The 14008-nt window shown below is 72.8% G+C and carries 14 protein-coding genes and 1 tRNA gene; 2 read left to right on the plus strand and 13 right to left on the minus strand.

Features of this window, described 5'->3' with window-relative positions; all coding sequences use genetic code 11:
• Positions 1 to 20 precede the first annotated feature (20 nt).
• From OVA32_RS09765 to rpsB, 5 genes are all read right to left on the minus strand, one after another.
• Positions 21 to 857 carry a phosphatidate cytidylyltransferase gene (locus OVA32_RS09765; RefSeq protein WP_267714235.1) on the minus strand — a complete coding sequence of 279 codons (837 nt, stop codon included), beginning with the start codon at positions 855 to 857 and terminating at the stop codon, positions 21 to 23.
• A gap of 25 nt (positions 858 to 882) precedes the next feature.
• Positions 883 to 1440, minus strand: a complete 558-nt coding sequence (gene frr, locus OVA32_RS09770) for a ribosome recycling factor (protein ID WP_036314042.1) — start codon at positions 1438 to 1440, stop codon at positions 883 to 885.
• Between the two features lie 53 nt (positions 1441 to 1493).
• Positions 1494 to 2261 (minus strand): UMP kinase, encoded by a 768-nt coding sequence (pyrH, locus tag OVA32_RS09775; protein WP_002857706.1) that lies wholly within the window; start codon positions 2259 to 2261, stop codon positions 1494 to 1496.
• Positions 2262 to 2469: 208 nt separating this feature from the next.
• Complete coding sequence (gene tsf / locus OVA32_RS09780; RefSeq protein ID WP_267714238.1) at positions 2470 to 3306, minus strand: translation elongation factor Ts; 837 nt, start codon at positions 3304 to 3306, stop codon at positions 2470 to 2472.
• 103 nt (positions 3307 to 3409) lie between these two features.
• Positions 3410 to 4276 carry a 30S ribosomal protein S2 gene (rpsB, locus tag OVA32_RS09785; protein WP_061866738.1) on the minus strand — a complete coding sequence of 289 codons (867 nt, stop codon included), beginning with the start codon at positions 4274 to 4276 and terminating at the stop codon, positions 3410 to 3412.
• 404 nt (positions 4277 to 4680) lie between these two features.
• On the opposite strand from rpsB, the gene OVA32_RS09790 reads away from it, so the two are divergent.
• Positions 4681 to 5355 (plus strand): M23 family metallopeptidase, encoded by a 675-nt coding sequence (locus OVA32_RS09790; RefSeq protein ID WP_228070718.1) that lies wholly within the window; start codon positions 4681 to 4683, stop codon positions 5353 to 5355.
• On the opposite strand, the gene OVA32_RS09795 is transcribed toward OVA32_RS09790, so the two are convergent.
• Positions 5291 to 6487 carry a glycosyltransferase family 4 protein gene (locus OVA32_RS09795; RefSeq protein WP_080695856.1) on the minus strand — a complete coding sequence of 399 codons (1197 nt, stop codon included), beginning with the start codon at positions 6485 to 6487 and terminating at the stop codon, positions 5291 to 5293. The two genes, OVA32_RS09790 and OVA32_RS09795, sit on opposite strands and share 65 nt — an antisense overlap.
• Positions 6488 to 6800: 313 nt before the next feature.
• Between OVA32_RS09795 and OVA32_RS09800 the strand changes: the two genes are divergently transcribed.
• Positions 6801 to 7679 carry a C40 family peptidase gene (locus OVA32_RS09800; RefSeq protein WP_267714243.1) on the plus strand — a complete coding sequence of 293 codons (879 nt, stop codon included), beginning with the start codon at positions 6801 to 6803 and terminating at the stop codon, positions 7677 to 7679.
• Between the two features lie 61 nt (positions 7680 to 7740).
• Here the strand turns inward: OVA32_RS09800 and OVA32_RS09805 are convergent.
• From OVA32_RS09805 to OVA32_RS09835, 7 genes are all read right to left on the minus strand, one after another.
• Positions 7741 to 7814 (minus strand) — tRNA-Ile (locus OVA32_RS09805).
• A 45-nt stretch (positions 7815 to 7859) separates the two neighbouring features.
• Complete coding sequence (locus OVA32_RS09810; RefSeq protein WP_267714245.1) at positions 7860 to 9080, minus strand: glycosyltransferase; 1221 nt, start codon at positions 9078 to 9080, stop codon at positions 7860 to 7862.
• A 124-nt stretch (positions 9081 to 9204) separates the two neighbouring features.
• On the minus strand, positions 9205 to 9846 hold the full coding sequence (locus OVA32_RS09815) for a CDP-alcohol phosphatidyltransferase family protein (protein ID WP_095353903.1): 642 nt from the start codon (positions 9844 to 9846) through the stop codon (positions 9205 to 9207).
• 152 nt (positions 9847 to 9998) lie between these two features.
• On the minus strand, positions 9999 to 10922 hold the full coding sequence (locus OVA32_RS09820) for a phage holin family protein (protein ID WP_267714247.1): 924 nt from the start codon (positions 10920 to 10922) through the stop codon (positions 9999 to 10001).
• 131 nt (positions 10923 to 11053) lie between these two features.
• A complete protein-coding gene (locus tag OVA32_RS09825; protein WP_267714249.1) occupies positions 11054 to 11887 on the minus strand; it encodes an aldo/keto reductase in 834 nt (277 codons plus the stop codon).
• A gap of 80 nt (positions 11888 to 11967) precedes the next feature.
• A complete protein-coding gene (locus tag OVA32_RS09830; RefSeq protein WP_267714251.1) occupies positions 11968 to 13038 on the minus strand; it encodes a nucleoside hydrolase in 1071 nt (356 codons plus the stop codon).
• Complete coding sequence (locus tag OVA32_RS09835) at positions 13035 to 13973, minus strand: SDR family oxidoreductase (protein WP_230282230.1); 939 nt, start codon at positions 13971 to 13973, stop codon at positions 13035 to 13037. Before OVA32_RS09835 ends, OVA32_RS09830 begins: the two co-directional genes overlap by 4 nt.
• Positions 13974 to 14008: the final 35 nt, after the last annotated feature.

A 14008-nucleotide genomic window follows, 5' to 3' on the forward strand; every position in this document is an offset into this window, starting at 1 on the left:
GTGCCGGGTCGAGGGGTGGATCAGGTCAGGGGCAGCGCCAGCACGGTGTAGGCCACCGGCGCGGCGAACACGAGGGAGTCCAGGCGGTCCATCACGCCGCCGTGGCCGGGCAGGGCGGAGGACATGTCCTTGATGCCGAGCTCACGCTTGACCATGGACTCAGAGAAGTCCCCCGAGGTGGCGGCGGCGACGGTGGTCACGCCGAGGACGGCGCCGATCCACCACGGCTGGCCGACCAGCAGGGGGACGGCGACGACGCCCACCAGCACCGAGCCCGCCAGGGAGCCGGCCAGGCCCTCCCAGGACTTCTTGGGGCTGATGCGCGGGGCGATCGGGGTGCGGCCGAAGCGGTAGCCCACGATGTAGCCGAACGTGTCGTTGGAGACCACCATCAGCAGCAGGACCGCCACCATGCGGTGCCCCAGCGGCTCGTCCAGGAGCGCCGCGGCGAAGGAGAGCAGGAACGGCGCCCACAGCACGATGAACACGCCCGCGAGCATGAACTGGCCCGCCGGACGCCGCCGCGTCAGCGCCGTCCATACGGCCACCAGCGCCAGGCATGCCACCAGGGCGATGAACAGCGCGGGCACCCCCCACCGCCACGCGGTGAGCGGCAGGACCGCCGCGGCCACCCAGAGCGGGGGCCGCGGCACGTCCAGGCCGATGCCGCGCACCGCCGTCGCGATCTCGGACACCGCGCCGACCAGCAGGGCGACCACGAGGAGGACCAGCAGCCAGTCGAGCCAGAAGAGGCCGACCAGGGCCGTCGCCAGCAGCCCCACCCCCACGAGGACGGCGGACTTGAGGTCGCGGCCGCCGCGCGGGGGTGCGGGCGAGGTGGACACGGCGGAGGTCATGGGGCGAGCGCGGACGGCGGGAGGCTCAGACCTCCAGCAGCTCCTGCTCCTTGTTCTTGGCCATCTCGTCGATGAGCTCGACGTGGCGTTTGGTGAGCGCGTCCAGCTCCTTCTCGCCGCGGGCACCCTCGTCCTCGCCGACCTCGCCGTCCTTGACGGCCTTGTCCATGGCCTCCTTGGCCTTGCGGCGGGCATTGCGCACGGAGATCTTGTGCTCCTCCGCCTTGGACTTGACCAGCTTCACGTACTCCTTGCGGCGCTCCTCGGTCAGCTCCGGCATCACGATGCGGATGACCTTGCCGTCGTTGGACGGGTTCGCGCCGACCTCGGACTCGGACAGCGCCTTCTCGATGTTGCGCAGGGCCGACTGGTCGAACGGGGTGATGAGCAGCGTGCGGGCGTCCGTGGTGGTGAAGGACGCCAGCTGCTGCAGCGGGGTGAACGAGCCGTAGTAGTCGACCATCACCTTGGAGTAGAGGCCCGGGTTGGCGCGGCCCGTGCGCACGGAGGCGAAGTCCTCACGCGTGGCCTCGATGGTGCGGTCCATCTGCTCTTCGGCGGACTGCAGGGTCTCCTGGATCACGGTGTCTCCTCGGTGTGGTGGAACAGGTCTGCCGCCATCCTACGCGGCGCGCCTCAGACGGTGACGGTGGTGCCGATCGGCTCGCCGAGCAGGGCGCGGGTCACGTTGCCCGGGCCCTCCATGCCGAACACGCGCATGTCCAGGTCGTTGTCCTTGCACATGGTCATGGCGGTCAGGTCCATCACGCGGATGTTCCGCAGCAGCGCCTCGTCGTAGGTCAGGTGCGTGAGACGCTCGGCGGTGGGGTCCTTCTTGGGGTCCGCGGTGTAGACGCCGTCCACGCCGGACTTGGCCATCAGGACCTCGTCCGCCCCGACCTCGAGGGCACGCTGGGCCGCCACGGTGTCCGTGGAGAAGTAGGGCAGGCCGGTGCCTGCGCCGAAGATCACGACGCGGCCCTTCTGCATGTGGCGGATGGCGCGCAGCGGGATGTAGGACTCCGCCACCTGCTCCATGTGGATGGCGGACTGCACGCGCGTGGTGACCCCGGCCTGGATGAGGAAGTCCTGCAGGGCCAGGCAGTTCATCACGGTGCCGAGCATGCCCATGTAGTCGGCCCGACGGCGGTCCATCCCGTTCTCGGACAGCTCCGCGCCACGGAAGAAGTTGCCGCCGCCGACGACGATCGCGATCTCCACCTGGTCCGCCGCGGCGGCGATCTGCTCGGCGATGCCGCGGACGGTCTCCGGGTCCACGCCGATCTTGCCGCCGCCGAACACCTCGCCCGAGAGCTTGAGGAGCACGCGACGGCGGCCGGTGTCGTCCGAGGTCTGCGGGGCGTGGGCGGTGGTCGGGTCCTCGGGGGCGCGGTTCGTCTCCATGGGAAGCATCTCCTGGTCGGTGGGGGGTCGGGCCGGGGACGGCCGTCCCGGGGGCGGACACGCGGACGGGGTGGCCGCCCGGTCGGGGCGGCCACCCCGTCATGCGATGGTCGTCGGCGCCATCCGGCGCCGGAGTGGACCTCGGGTCGCTCCCGATCCTACGCCCCCGCGGGGCGTGGACCGGGAGCGGCCGGTCCGGGTGCGGCGGTCAGTTGCCGACGCGGAAGCGGGCGAACCCGGTGACGTTGGTGCCGGCGTCGGAGGCGACCTTGCCGACGGTCTGCTTCGGGTCCTTCGCGAACGGCTGGTCCACGAGCACGATCTCCTTGAAGAAGCCGGTCAGGCGGCCCTCCACGATCTTCGGCAGGGCCTGCTCCGGCTTGCCCTCGGCACGGGCGGTCTCATCGGCGATGCGACGCTCGTTCTCGACGGTCTCGGCCGGCACGTCCTCACGGGTGAGGTACGTGGGCGAATAGGCCGCGGTGTGCACGGCGATGTCGTGCGCGGCGGTCTTGGCGTCGGCGGAGTCGGCGTCCACGGCGAGGAGCACGCCCACCTGGGCCGGCAGGTCCTTGGAGGTCTTGTGCAGGTAGGCGTCCACGAAGGCGCCCTCCACGCGGGCCAGGCGGCGCACGGCCACCTTCTCGCCCAGCAGGGCGCCCTCCTCGGTCACGTAGTCGCCCAGGGTGCGCCCCTCGTAGTCGGAGGCCAGCAGGGTCTCGACGTCGGTGGCGCCGGAGGCGACGGCGGCGCGCAGCACCACGTCGCCCAGGGCGATGAACTTGTCGGCCTTGGCCACGAAGTCGGTCTCGCAGTTGAGCTCGATCATGACGCCGACGCCGTTCTCGACGGTCGCGGCCACGAGGCCCTCGGCGGCGGAGCGGCCCTCGCGCTTGGTGGCGCCCTTGAGGCCCTTCACGCGGATGATCTCGATGGCCTTCTCGGCGTCGCCGTTGGCCTCGTCCAGAGCCTTCTTCACGTCCATCATGCCGGCGCCGGTGCGCTCGCGCAGGGCCTTGATGTCAGCAGCGGTGTAGTTCGCCATGCTCGTTCGGTCCTTCCCGTGGTGTGGGTTGTGCGGGATGTTCGGGGTCTGAACCGGACCGTCGGCCCGGCCGGGTGGGGCCAGGCCGACGGACCGGCCGGGATCACTCGCCCTGCGGGGCGGCCTCGGCGGCGGGGGCCTCGGCCTGCTCGGCCGGCGCCTCGGCGGCGGGGGCCTCGGCCTGCTCGGCCTGCTCGGCCTGCTGGGCGTTGTGCTGCTCGAGCAGCTCGCGCTCCCACTCGGCCATCGGCTCGGCGGCCGCCTGGCCGGACTTGCCGCCCTGACGGGCGATCAGGCCCTCGGCGACGGCGTCCGCGACCACGCGGGTCAGCAGGTTCACGGATCGGATGGCGTCGTCGTTGCCCGGGATCGGGTAGGCGACCTCGTCCGGATCGCAGTTGGTGTCCAGGATGGCGACGACCGGGATGCCGAGCTTCTGGGCCTCGTCGACGGCCAGGTGCTCCTTCTTGGTGTCCACGACCCACACGGCGGAGGGGGTCTTGGCCATGTTGCGGATGCCGCCGAGGTTGGCCTGCAGCTTCTCGAGCTCACGGTTGAGCAGCAGCAGCTCCTTCTTGGTGAACTGCGAGCCGGCCACGTCCTCGAAGTCGATCTCCTCGAGCTCCTTCATGCGCTGCACGCGCTTGGAGACGGTGGAGAAGTTGGTCAGCATGCCGCCGAGCCAGCGGTGGTTCACGTAGGGCATGCCCACGCGACCGGCCTGCTCCGCGATGGCCTCCTGGGCCTGCTTCTTGGTGCCGACGAACAGGATGGTGCCGCCGTGGGCGACGGTCTCCTTGACGAACTCGTAGGCGCGGTCGATGTAGGACAGCGACTGCTGGAGGTCGATGATGTAGATGCCGTTGCGCTCGGTGAAGATGAAGCGCTTCATCTTGGGGTTCCAGCGGCGGGTCTGGTGGCCGAAGTGGACACCGGAGTCGAGGAGCTGGCGCATGGTCACGACGGGCATGACGTTCCCTTCTGTGGCAGCCGTGGCACCCCGCGCTTCACGCGCGGGCGGTCTGCCGGTCGATTTCTTGACGGTTGGCGGCCGGCCCGGTCGGGCGGCCCCTGGCATCACGACGGCGGGCTGCCGGGCCCCACGAGCACCCGCGCCGACGTCCTCTCCAGGAGGACGGCGGGGACGGGACCGAGCGTGGGGGCTGGGCCGCTGAAGCGACCCACCGCGATGCGCGGAGTCGGCGTCCGGGGCACAGCACAGGGCCGGCCACAGGACACCGCTGAGGTGAATCCTACCCCAGGTGGGCGCCCGCTCCCACCGCCGACTCCTGCACAGGGGCCGGTGCGGCGGGCGCTCTCCACGGTGGGACTGCGGGCCTGCCACGCGGCCGCCCGGGACGCCAGGCTGACGCCATGACCCCTCGTACGCTCCTCCCCCGTCCGCTCCCGCGTCCGCGCATCGCGGGGTGCGTCGCGGCAGCCCTGCTCGCCTGGCTCGTCCTCGCCCTGGAGATGGGCGACCTCGGCTCCGCGTCCCGGGCCACGCCCGCACCGTCCACGCGCGACGCGCTGCTCCTCGTCGCGGCGTCCCCGGCAGGTCCGGGCGCGACGGCCGCGCCGGTCGCGTGGCACCCGCCCGTCGCCGGCGCCGCCCCGGATGACGTGCTCCGCGCGTTCGTCGCACCCGAGCGACCGTGGAGTCGGGGGCACCGGGGCGTGGACCTCGCCGTGCAGACCGGGGCTCCGATCCAGGCGCCGGCGGCGGGCCGGGTCGTGTTCGCCGGGGTCGTGGTCGACCGCCCCGTGCTGACCCTCGAGCACGCGGACGGGACCCGCAGCTCCCTCGAGCCGGTGGAGGCCGACGTCGCGGTGGGGGCCGTCGTCGACGCGGGCGACCCCGTGGGGCGACTGGCCGGGGCGCCACCCCACTGCCCGCGGGCGTGCGTGCACTGGGGCGTGCGGGAGCCCGATGGCTGGCGGGTGGGGGACGCGGCCTTCGACCGCTACCTCGACCCGCTGGTGCTCATCGGCTGGAGCGGCCCGTCCGTGCTCTGGCCGCACGCCGCGCCACACCCAGCGCGGCCGTGAGGTCCAGAAGCCGGCGGGCGGACTCGTCCCAGCTGAACCGGGCCGCCTGGGCGACGCTCGCCCGGGAGGCCGCGGCGAACTCGGCGGGGTCCTCGAGCTCCCGCACGCGGGCCGCGAGCGCGGCCACCCGGTCCCCCTCGAGCGGGACACCCCGGAAGGACGCGGTGCCCGCGCCGGCGATCTCGCGGAAGATCGGCAGGTCCGAGCACACCACCGGCGTGCCGTGGGCCATCGCCTCGGCCACGGGCAGGCCGAAGCCCTCGGCGCGGGAGAGGGTGACGGCCGCGGTGGCCCGGCGGAGCAGGCGCACGTACTCGGCCTCGTCGGTGCCGTCGTGGAACACCACGTCTGCGCCGTCGGCCCCTGCGACGGCGCGACGCTCGGCCAACCGGTCCTCGAGCTGCCCGCGGCGCTCCGGGCTGATGCGGGAGAGCAGGTGCAGCGTGTAGCCCGGCAGCAGCGGCGCGGCGGCCACGAGGGACTCGACGTCCTTGTAGTCCATGAACGAGCCCATGTAGAGCAGCGTGCGCTCCGGGGTCTCGTCCGGGTCCCGCGGCTCCGGGACCGCCTGCGCCGCGTTCGCGACGACGTGGACCGGACGCCGGGTGAGGCGGTGCCGGGCGATGAGCTCCGCCGTCGTCCGGGAGACCGTGGCGACCGCGTCCGCGCGGTCGAGCAGGAGCCGCTGCGGGATCTTGGTCAGGTGATAGGCCCGCCAGAGCCAGCGGATCGGCTCGGACAGGTTCCGCGGCGGGGTGCGGTGCTCGTAGTAGATGAGGTCGTGGAGCGTGAGGATCAGGGCGTAGTCCCGCCCCCACGACCCCATGGTCTGCATGGGCGAGAAGACGACGTCCGGTCGCAGACGCGCGACCTGACGGGCCACGAACGGCTCGCGTGGGGAGGTGGGGCCGGAGACGAGGTGCCACGGCACGCCGTCCGGGAGCAGGGCCAGCTGTCGTTCGTCCGAGATCAGCATCGCGACCTCGACGTCGACCCCCGCCGGGCCCGGTGCGGCGGCCCGGCGGGCGACCGCCTCGAGGAGGCTCGCGCCGTAGCGGGAGATGCCGTCGTGGAAGTCGGTGCGGGTGTAGCGGGCGTCCATCAGCAGGCGCAGGGGGCGGGAGGGGCTCACCCGGACCACGCTAGCGCCGGGTCGGAACGGGGCCCGGGCAGCCACGCACGGAGGGTGCCGAGCGGGGGGTGTCGAGCACCGTGCGGCCACCTGGGCGTCATCCGAATTTCTGATTGCGTTTCGATAACGATCGTGTATCTTGATCACGGATCGGTTACGGCCGGTCCGCCACACCGGGGCTTCCTCCGCACCCTCGCGTAACCCGGTCATCCGCACTGCTCGTCAACTCGCACCCGCGGTCCGGCCTCGTTCCGGGCACCGCCCCGAGGCACCGCCCTCATGGGCCGCAGGTCCTGTCCGGGAAGAAGATCCGATGTCCGTGACCTCCTCGCACGCCGCTTCGCGTCGCGCCCCCCGCACCGCCGCCGCCTCCGTGGCCCTCGCCCTGGGCGCCGCCGCCCTGACCGGCGTCGGCACCGTGTCCGTCGCCGAGACCGCCCAGGCCGCCGAGACCACCTACACCGTCCGCTCCGGCGACGGCTGGTGGATCATCGCCCAGCGCACCGGCGTCTCCATGTCCACGCTGCAGTCGCTCAACGGCATGACCGCCGCGACCGTGCTGCACCCCGGCATGGTCCTCAAGACCTCCGGCACCGCCACTCCGGCCCCGGCGCCGTCCACCTCGGGCTCGACCTACACCGTGCTGGCCGGCGACGGCTGGTGGATCATCGCCCAGCGCACCGGCGTCTCCATGTCCACGCTGCAGTCGCTCAACGGCATGACCTCCTCGACCATGCTCCACCCGGGAATGGTCCTGAAGACCACCTCGGTCTCCACCTCCACCGCCCCCGCCGTCGCCCCTGCGTCGGCGCCCGCGTCCAAGCAGGCCGCCGTCGACTACGTGCGCGCCGCCGTCCGGAACCCGTCCTCCTATTACGTGTGGGGCGGCAACGGCCCCTCCGGCTTCGACTGCTCCGGCCTCACCCAGCAGGCCATGGCCCAGGCCGGCATCTCCATCCCGCGCCGCGCCGGCGACCAGTACCTCGCCGCGAAGTCCTACGTGCCGATCTCCCAGGCCCAGCCCGGCGACCTCGTGTTCTACGCGAACCAGTCCACCGGCCGCATCTACCACGTGGCCATGTACATGGGCGGCGGCCAGCTCGCCCACGCCCTCAACGAGGACGCGGGCCTGGTGTTCACCTCCACGACGATCATGAAGTCCGACATGCTCGCCGTGGCCGCCCGCTACTGAGCACCGGCACGACGACGGCCCCCGGCCCGCGCCATACCGCGCGGCCGGGGGCCGTTCCTCGTAGGGCGTGCGGGACTTGAACCCGCGACCCAGGGATTATGAGTCCCCTGCTCTGACCGACTGAGCTAACGCCCCTCCCCCGCGGCATCGCGCGGGACCCGCCCATCCTACCGACGGGTCTCAGAGCAGCGCGCGGACCTCGGCGGCCGTCGCGCCGCGGTAGAGGCGCTCGAAGATGTCCACCGTCTTCTGGGCGGAATGGTGCAGGGCCTTCGCGTGGGACGCCTCACCCATGGCGGCGCGCTCCGCGTCCGAGAGGTCGAGGATCCGGGCGATCCGCTCGGCCAGGGCCACGTGGTCCCCGGGCGGGAAGAGGTGGCCGTTGACGCCCTCGTCCACGAGGTGGGGCAACGCGAGGGCGTCCGCGAGGACCACCGGGGTGGACGCGCTGAGCGCCTCGAGGGTCACGAGGGACTGCAGCTCCGCCGTGCCCGGCTGGCAGAACACGTCGGCGCGCAGGTAGGCCGCCCGCAGCTCCTCCTCGGAGACGTGGCCGCGCAGCAGGACGCGGTCGGCCGCCCCCTCCTCGTCCACCGTGGCACGGATGCGGTCGCGCTGCTCGCCGTCGCCGACGATCTCGGCGTGCACGTCCAGGTCGGGACGGGTGCGGGCCAGGTGCGCGATCGCACGGATCAGCACCTCCACGTTCTTCTCCACGGCCAGCCGCCCCACGAAGAGCACGACCGGATGGCCGGGATGGTCCACCTTCTCCCCCGGCTGCAGCTCGTAGGCGCTCGCGTCGATGCCGTTGGAGACCGGGAGGACGTTGTCCAGGCCGGCGTGCTCGGCCATGGCCTGCGCGGCGAGGGCCGTGGGGGTGGTGACCACCGCGCCCTTGCCCATGAGCCGACCCATGTCCTTCCACGACACCCGGGAGACGATGTCCAGGAACCACTGCGGGAACGGCAGGAACGGCTCGAGGTTCTCCGGCATGAAGTGGTTCGTGGAGACGATCCGGATGCGGCGCCGCTCGGCCTCGTTGATGGCGGCCTCGCCGATCATGTAGTGGCACTGGGCGTGCACGACGTCCGGCTGGACCTCGCGGTAGATGCGGCGGAGGGAGGTCTTGGCGTGCCGCGGGAGCACCACGCGGTAGTACTCGTGCGTCGGCGCCGGCAGGGAGCGCAGCAGGTGCACGGTGGCCTCCGGCCGGTGCTCCACGGTGTCCGGGCCGGCCTCGCCGCGCGGCATCACGACGTGGACCTCGTGGCCGCGCGCGTGCAGCGCCGTGGCGAGGCGGTGGCCGAAGGTGGCGGCCCCGTTGACGTGCGGCGGATAGGTGTCAGCAGCGATCAGCACCTTCAGCGGGCGGTCGGCGGCGATCCCGGGACGGTCGGACACGGCGGTCCCTCTCTGTGGTGGCGATGGCACGACGGCGCCCGGCCCGTGCCGTGAGGATCGGCCGCGGGCACGGCGCGCGTCCCACGGTAGCAACCGTCGGCGCCGGCACGACCATGCGCCGGGGTCAGCCCCGGCGGGACGGGTGCTCGCGCGGGTCCTGACCGTCCGCCCGCAGGCCGCGGGCCTTGCCCACCGCGCGCACGAGGTAGTCCCCCGCGGCGAGGATGTGCAGCAGGCAGCCGGCGCCGACCAGAGCCAGGGCCACGCCGCTCCACGGGCCGCCGTCGACCCCCGGCACACGGGCGAGCAGCAGCAGGGGCGTGCCCACCAGCAGCAGCGCGGTGCGCACCTTGCCCAGGACCGTGACCGGCAGGTCCGGGCTGCCGCCGAACAGCCACAGGCACACGGCGGCGAGCACGACGTCCGGGATCGCGATGGCCAGGGCGAGCCAGAGCGGGGCGATGCCGGTGGCCACGAACGTCACGGCCACCACCAGCAGGGAGAGGCGGTCCGCCACCGGGTCGAGCCACCGCCCGACCGTGGAGATCATGTCGAACCGGCGCGCCACGTAGCCGTCCACCCAGTCCGTGCCGGAGAGCACCGCCAGGATCACGAACGCGTCCAGGTGCCGGCCGTCGACGGTGAGCCACACGAACACCGGGACCAGGGCGAAGCGGGCCAGGGTGATGAGGTTCGGCACGGTCAGCCAGGTGTCGCGGACGCGGTACTCGTGGCCCTCGCGCAGGCCGACGTCGATCACACGCATGGGTCGCTCCTCCAGGGTCCGCGGGCGGACGCCCCCGCCGGGCGCCCCACACGCCCAGCCTACCGACGCCGTCGCCCCTCCCCGCAGACCACGAGGCCCCGATCCGTGGGGATCGGGGCCTCAGGGGCTGGGGAGGGCGGGCACCCCCCGGGTCAGCGGCGGCGCAGGCGGCCGGCGAGCGCCACGAACGCGGCGGAGGAGGCGCCGAGCAGCGCGAGCGGCTGCCAGTTGTCCTTCACGTAGTCCTCGGCCTCGGCGGTCCGCTCCCCCGCGCGGGCGGCACCGGTGAACGGCGCGGTCTGCTCGGTGGCGTGCGCGGTCTCGGGGGTGACGCCGCGCCCCTTGCGCTGCGCGGCGAAGGCCGCGAGCTGGCCCTTCACGCTGGTCTTCTCGTCCAAGCCGGAGCGGATGTCGCCCAGGTGGCGGCGGCGCAGGTCGGCACGACGACGGATCTCCGCCTCGCTGGCGTCGTCGCGGTCCGGGTGGGGAGCGGCCTCGCCGTTCTTGCGGGCCTTCTTGTTCTCCTCCTTCTCCACCTTCTTCCGCTCGGCCTCGCGGGCGGCCTCGACGCGCTTGGCCTCGGCGCGCTCCGCCTTGAGGCGGTCGTACTCGGCCGGGTCGAAGGCGTTGCCCTCCTTGAGGTAGCCGAGGTCGTACTCGAGGTTGCGCACGGTCTCCTGCGGCACGAGCGGCATGGCGCCCTTGACCATCACGAGGCCGACGCCGGCGAAGATCAGGCCGAGCACGAGGAACGCCAGCGCCACCATGAGCGCCGGGAACCAGAATGTCGGGTCGGCGAAGGCGCCGATCAGCGTCACCACGAGGGCGACCACCATGAGCGCGAGGAAGAACAGGCCCACCACCGCGACGCCGGCGCCGATGCCGGCCTTCTTGCCCTTCGCGGCCACGTGTCCCTTGGCGAGCGCGAGCTCGTCCTTCATCTGCAGGGGCAACAGGCGCACGACGGCGCCGAGCAGGTCGGTCAGCGAGCTCGCGCGGGTCTGCGGGGTCACCGGGACGGCGGTCCGCGGCGCGCGGGCCTTCGACGCATCGGCGGGGGGAGCCTGGTGGGACATGGTGCATGCCTTCCGTGGAGTGCCTGGACAGATGCGCCCGGGCGGCGCGGCGGCCACCGGGCATTCTCCAGCAAAACTATCACCGGCCCGCCCCCAGGGGGACGGGCCGGGTGCGCGCGGTGGCGGCTGGATCAGAAGTCGATGACCGCCGGGTCGGGGCCGAGGCGGCCGTCCTCGCGGTCGAGGGCGTCGATCCGGGCGACGTCGTCGGCGGTCAGCTCCACCCCCGCGGCCTCGAGGTTCGAGACGATGCGCTCGGGCGTCACGGACTTGGGGATGACCACGAAGCCCTTCGCGAGGTGCCACGCGATGACCACCTGGGCCGGCGTCGCGCCACGGGCCTCGGCGATCTCCGTGACCACGGGGTCGGCGAGGAGGTCGCCGCCCTGACCCAGCGGGGACCAGGACTCGTGGACGATGCCGTGGCGGCCCTCGACCTCGCGCAGCTCGCGCTGCTGCCAGTACGGGTGGGTCTCGACCTGGTGGATCACGGGCACCACGCCGGTGGCCTCGATGATCTCCTCGAGCTGGGCGGCCGGGAAGTTGGAGACGCCGATCGAGCGCACCTTGCCCTGCTTCTGCGCCTCGATCAGGGCCTTCCACGTGTCCAGGTACTTCCCCTGCGCCGGCTTGGCCCAGTGGATGAGGTAGAGGTCGACGTAGTCGGTGCCGAGCTTGCCGAGCGAGACGTCGAGAGCGGCGAGCGCCTCCTCGTAGCCCTGGTCCGAGTTCCACACCTTGGTGGTGAGGAACAGCTCCTCGCGGGCGACGCCGGACGCGGCGATGCCGCGGCCCACGCCCTCCTCGTTCCCGTAGATCGCGGCGGTGTCGATGTGGCGGTAGCCGGCGCGGATCGCCTGCTCGACGACGTCGGCCGCGACGTCGTCCTCGACCTTCCACACGCCGAGCCCGAGCTGCGGGATCTGCTGGCCGTCGTGGAAGGGGACGGTGGACACGCTGGTCATGAGGGAGCTCCTGCAAGGTCGGGGTCGGGCGGATGCGTCGGGTGCAACCTCGCGCGGGCGGCCGGCATTCCCAACGGCGGTCACCGGGCCGGGGCAGCGCCGTCGGGCGTGGGCTCCCCCGCGACGACGGCGCCCACCGCGCGGGCGAAGGCCGCGAACACCTGAGCGGGGTCGTTGGCCGTGACGAGCCGGGCGTTGGGGCGCCGGCCCCAGATGTCCCGCGTGTCGTGGACGGTGGTGCCGCGCAACAGCTCCGAGTCCGCCTCGACGTCGACGACGGTGGCCCGCGTGGCGATGCGGGCCTGGCCCGCGGCCACCTGGGCGGCGAAGAGGTCGTGCAGGTGCGCGATGTAGCCCTGGTCGTAGTCGAAGTGGAACTCGAAGTAGAAGCGCAGCGCGTCGGCGAGCACGTCCAGGACGGGGCTGCCGGTCGCGGCGTCCGGCCCGGCGACCCGCGGCCGGTCCGCGGACCAGCCGACGGGGCGGGCCCCGGCGTCGGCCAAGAGTCCGTCCAGCAGGGCCGGCGTGTACTCGATCCGCTCCGTGGTCTCGAGCGCGCACACCACCGGCAGGCGATCCTCGGGCAGGCCCTCGAAGGCCGCGAACACCTCCTTCGCGGCGTCCGGGTCCACCCAGGTGTTCCACTCGGCGGTGGGCGTGGTGTTGCCCGGATGATAGAAGGAGCCGCCCATGATCACGATGCCGCGGGCGAGGAACGGCAGGCGCGGCTCGACGCGCAGCGCGAGGGCCAGGTTCGTCAGCGGCGCGGTGCAGAGGATCGTCGTCTCCCCGGGGTGGGCCCGAAGCTCGTCCAGCCACACCTCCACGGCGGGCCGGGGCGAGAGCCACTCAGGGCGCCGATCGATCCGGGCATGGCCGAGACCGCCGTCGCCGTGGGTCTCCGGGGTGGTGACCGCGGGCCGACGCAGCGGGGTCTCGGCACCGACGGCCACCTCGACGTCGGCCCGGCCGACCAGGTCCAGCACCGCGGCCGTGTTCAGGGCGCAGTCCCGGGCGGTCGCGTTGCCGCCCGTGGTGGTGACGGCCACGAGCTCGGGGCCGGCGCCGAGGCGGTGGGCGCCCACGAGGTGGAGCAGGGCGCAGGCATCGTCGATGCCGGTGTCGACGTCGGCGAGGAGGCGGGCGGTCACGGGGTGGGCGTGCCGCCGTTGGCGTTCAGGGTCTCGCCGTTGACGTAGCTGGACTCGCCCGAGGCCAGGAACACATAGGCGGGCGCCATCTCCACGGGCTGGCCGGCGCGGCCGATGGGGGTGCTGTGGCCGAACTCGGGCAGCTTCTCCTCGGGCTCACCGTAGGACACGTGCTGCACCGTCCAGATGGGCCCGGGCGCCACCGCGTTGACGCGGATGCCCTTCGGGCCGAGCTGCTCGGCCAGGCCCTTGGTGAAGTTGTTGATGGCGCCCTTGGTGGCGGCGTAGTCGAGGAGCCTCGGGTTGGGGTTGTAGGCCTGCACCGAGGTGGTGTTCACGATCGTGCTGCCCGGGCCCATGTGCTTCAGCGCGGCGCGGCTGAGCGTGAACATGGACATGATGTTGATCTGGAACGTCTCGTGGACCTGCTCGTCGGTGAGATCGGTCAGGTCATCGGAGATGAACTGCTTGCCCGCGTTGTTCACGAGGATGTCCAGGCCGCCGAGGCGCTTCGCCGCCTCGTCCACGAGGGCGGCGCGGTAGTCGGCGTCCATCAGGTCGCCCGGCAACGCGACGGCGGTGCGCCCGGCCGCCTCGATCGCCGCCAGGACGCGGTCGGCGTCGGGCTGCTCCTGAGGCAGGTAGGCGATGGCGACGTCCGCGCCCTCACGGGCGTAGGCGATGGCGACCGCGGCACCGATGCCGGAGTCGCCGCCGGTGATCAGGGCCTTGCGGCCGGTCAGCCGGCCCATCCCCCGGTACGAGTCCAGACCGATGTCCGGGACGGGATCCGTCTTCACGTCCAGGCCCGGCTCGGGCTGGCGCTGCTTGGCGACGCGGAGCTTCGGGTGGCGGGTGCGCGGGTCGTCGTGGGCCAGCTGGGAGTCCTGCACGGGGATCGCGGGGGCGTCGTCCTTCTTCTCTGGAGTGGTCATGGGCCCGATGCTACGAGGCGAGCGCCAGAGGGTGA

This window comes from Micrococcus sp. SL257 (assembly GCF_026625585.1).
Classification (GTDB): domain Bacteria; phylum Actinomycetota; class Actinomycetes; order Actinomycetales; family Micrococcaceae; genus Micrococcus; species Micrococcus luteus.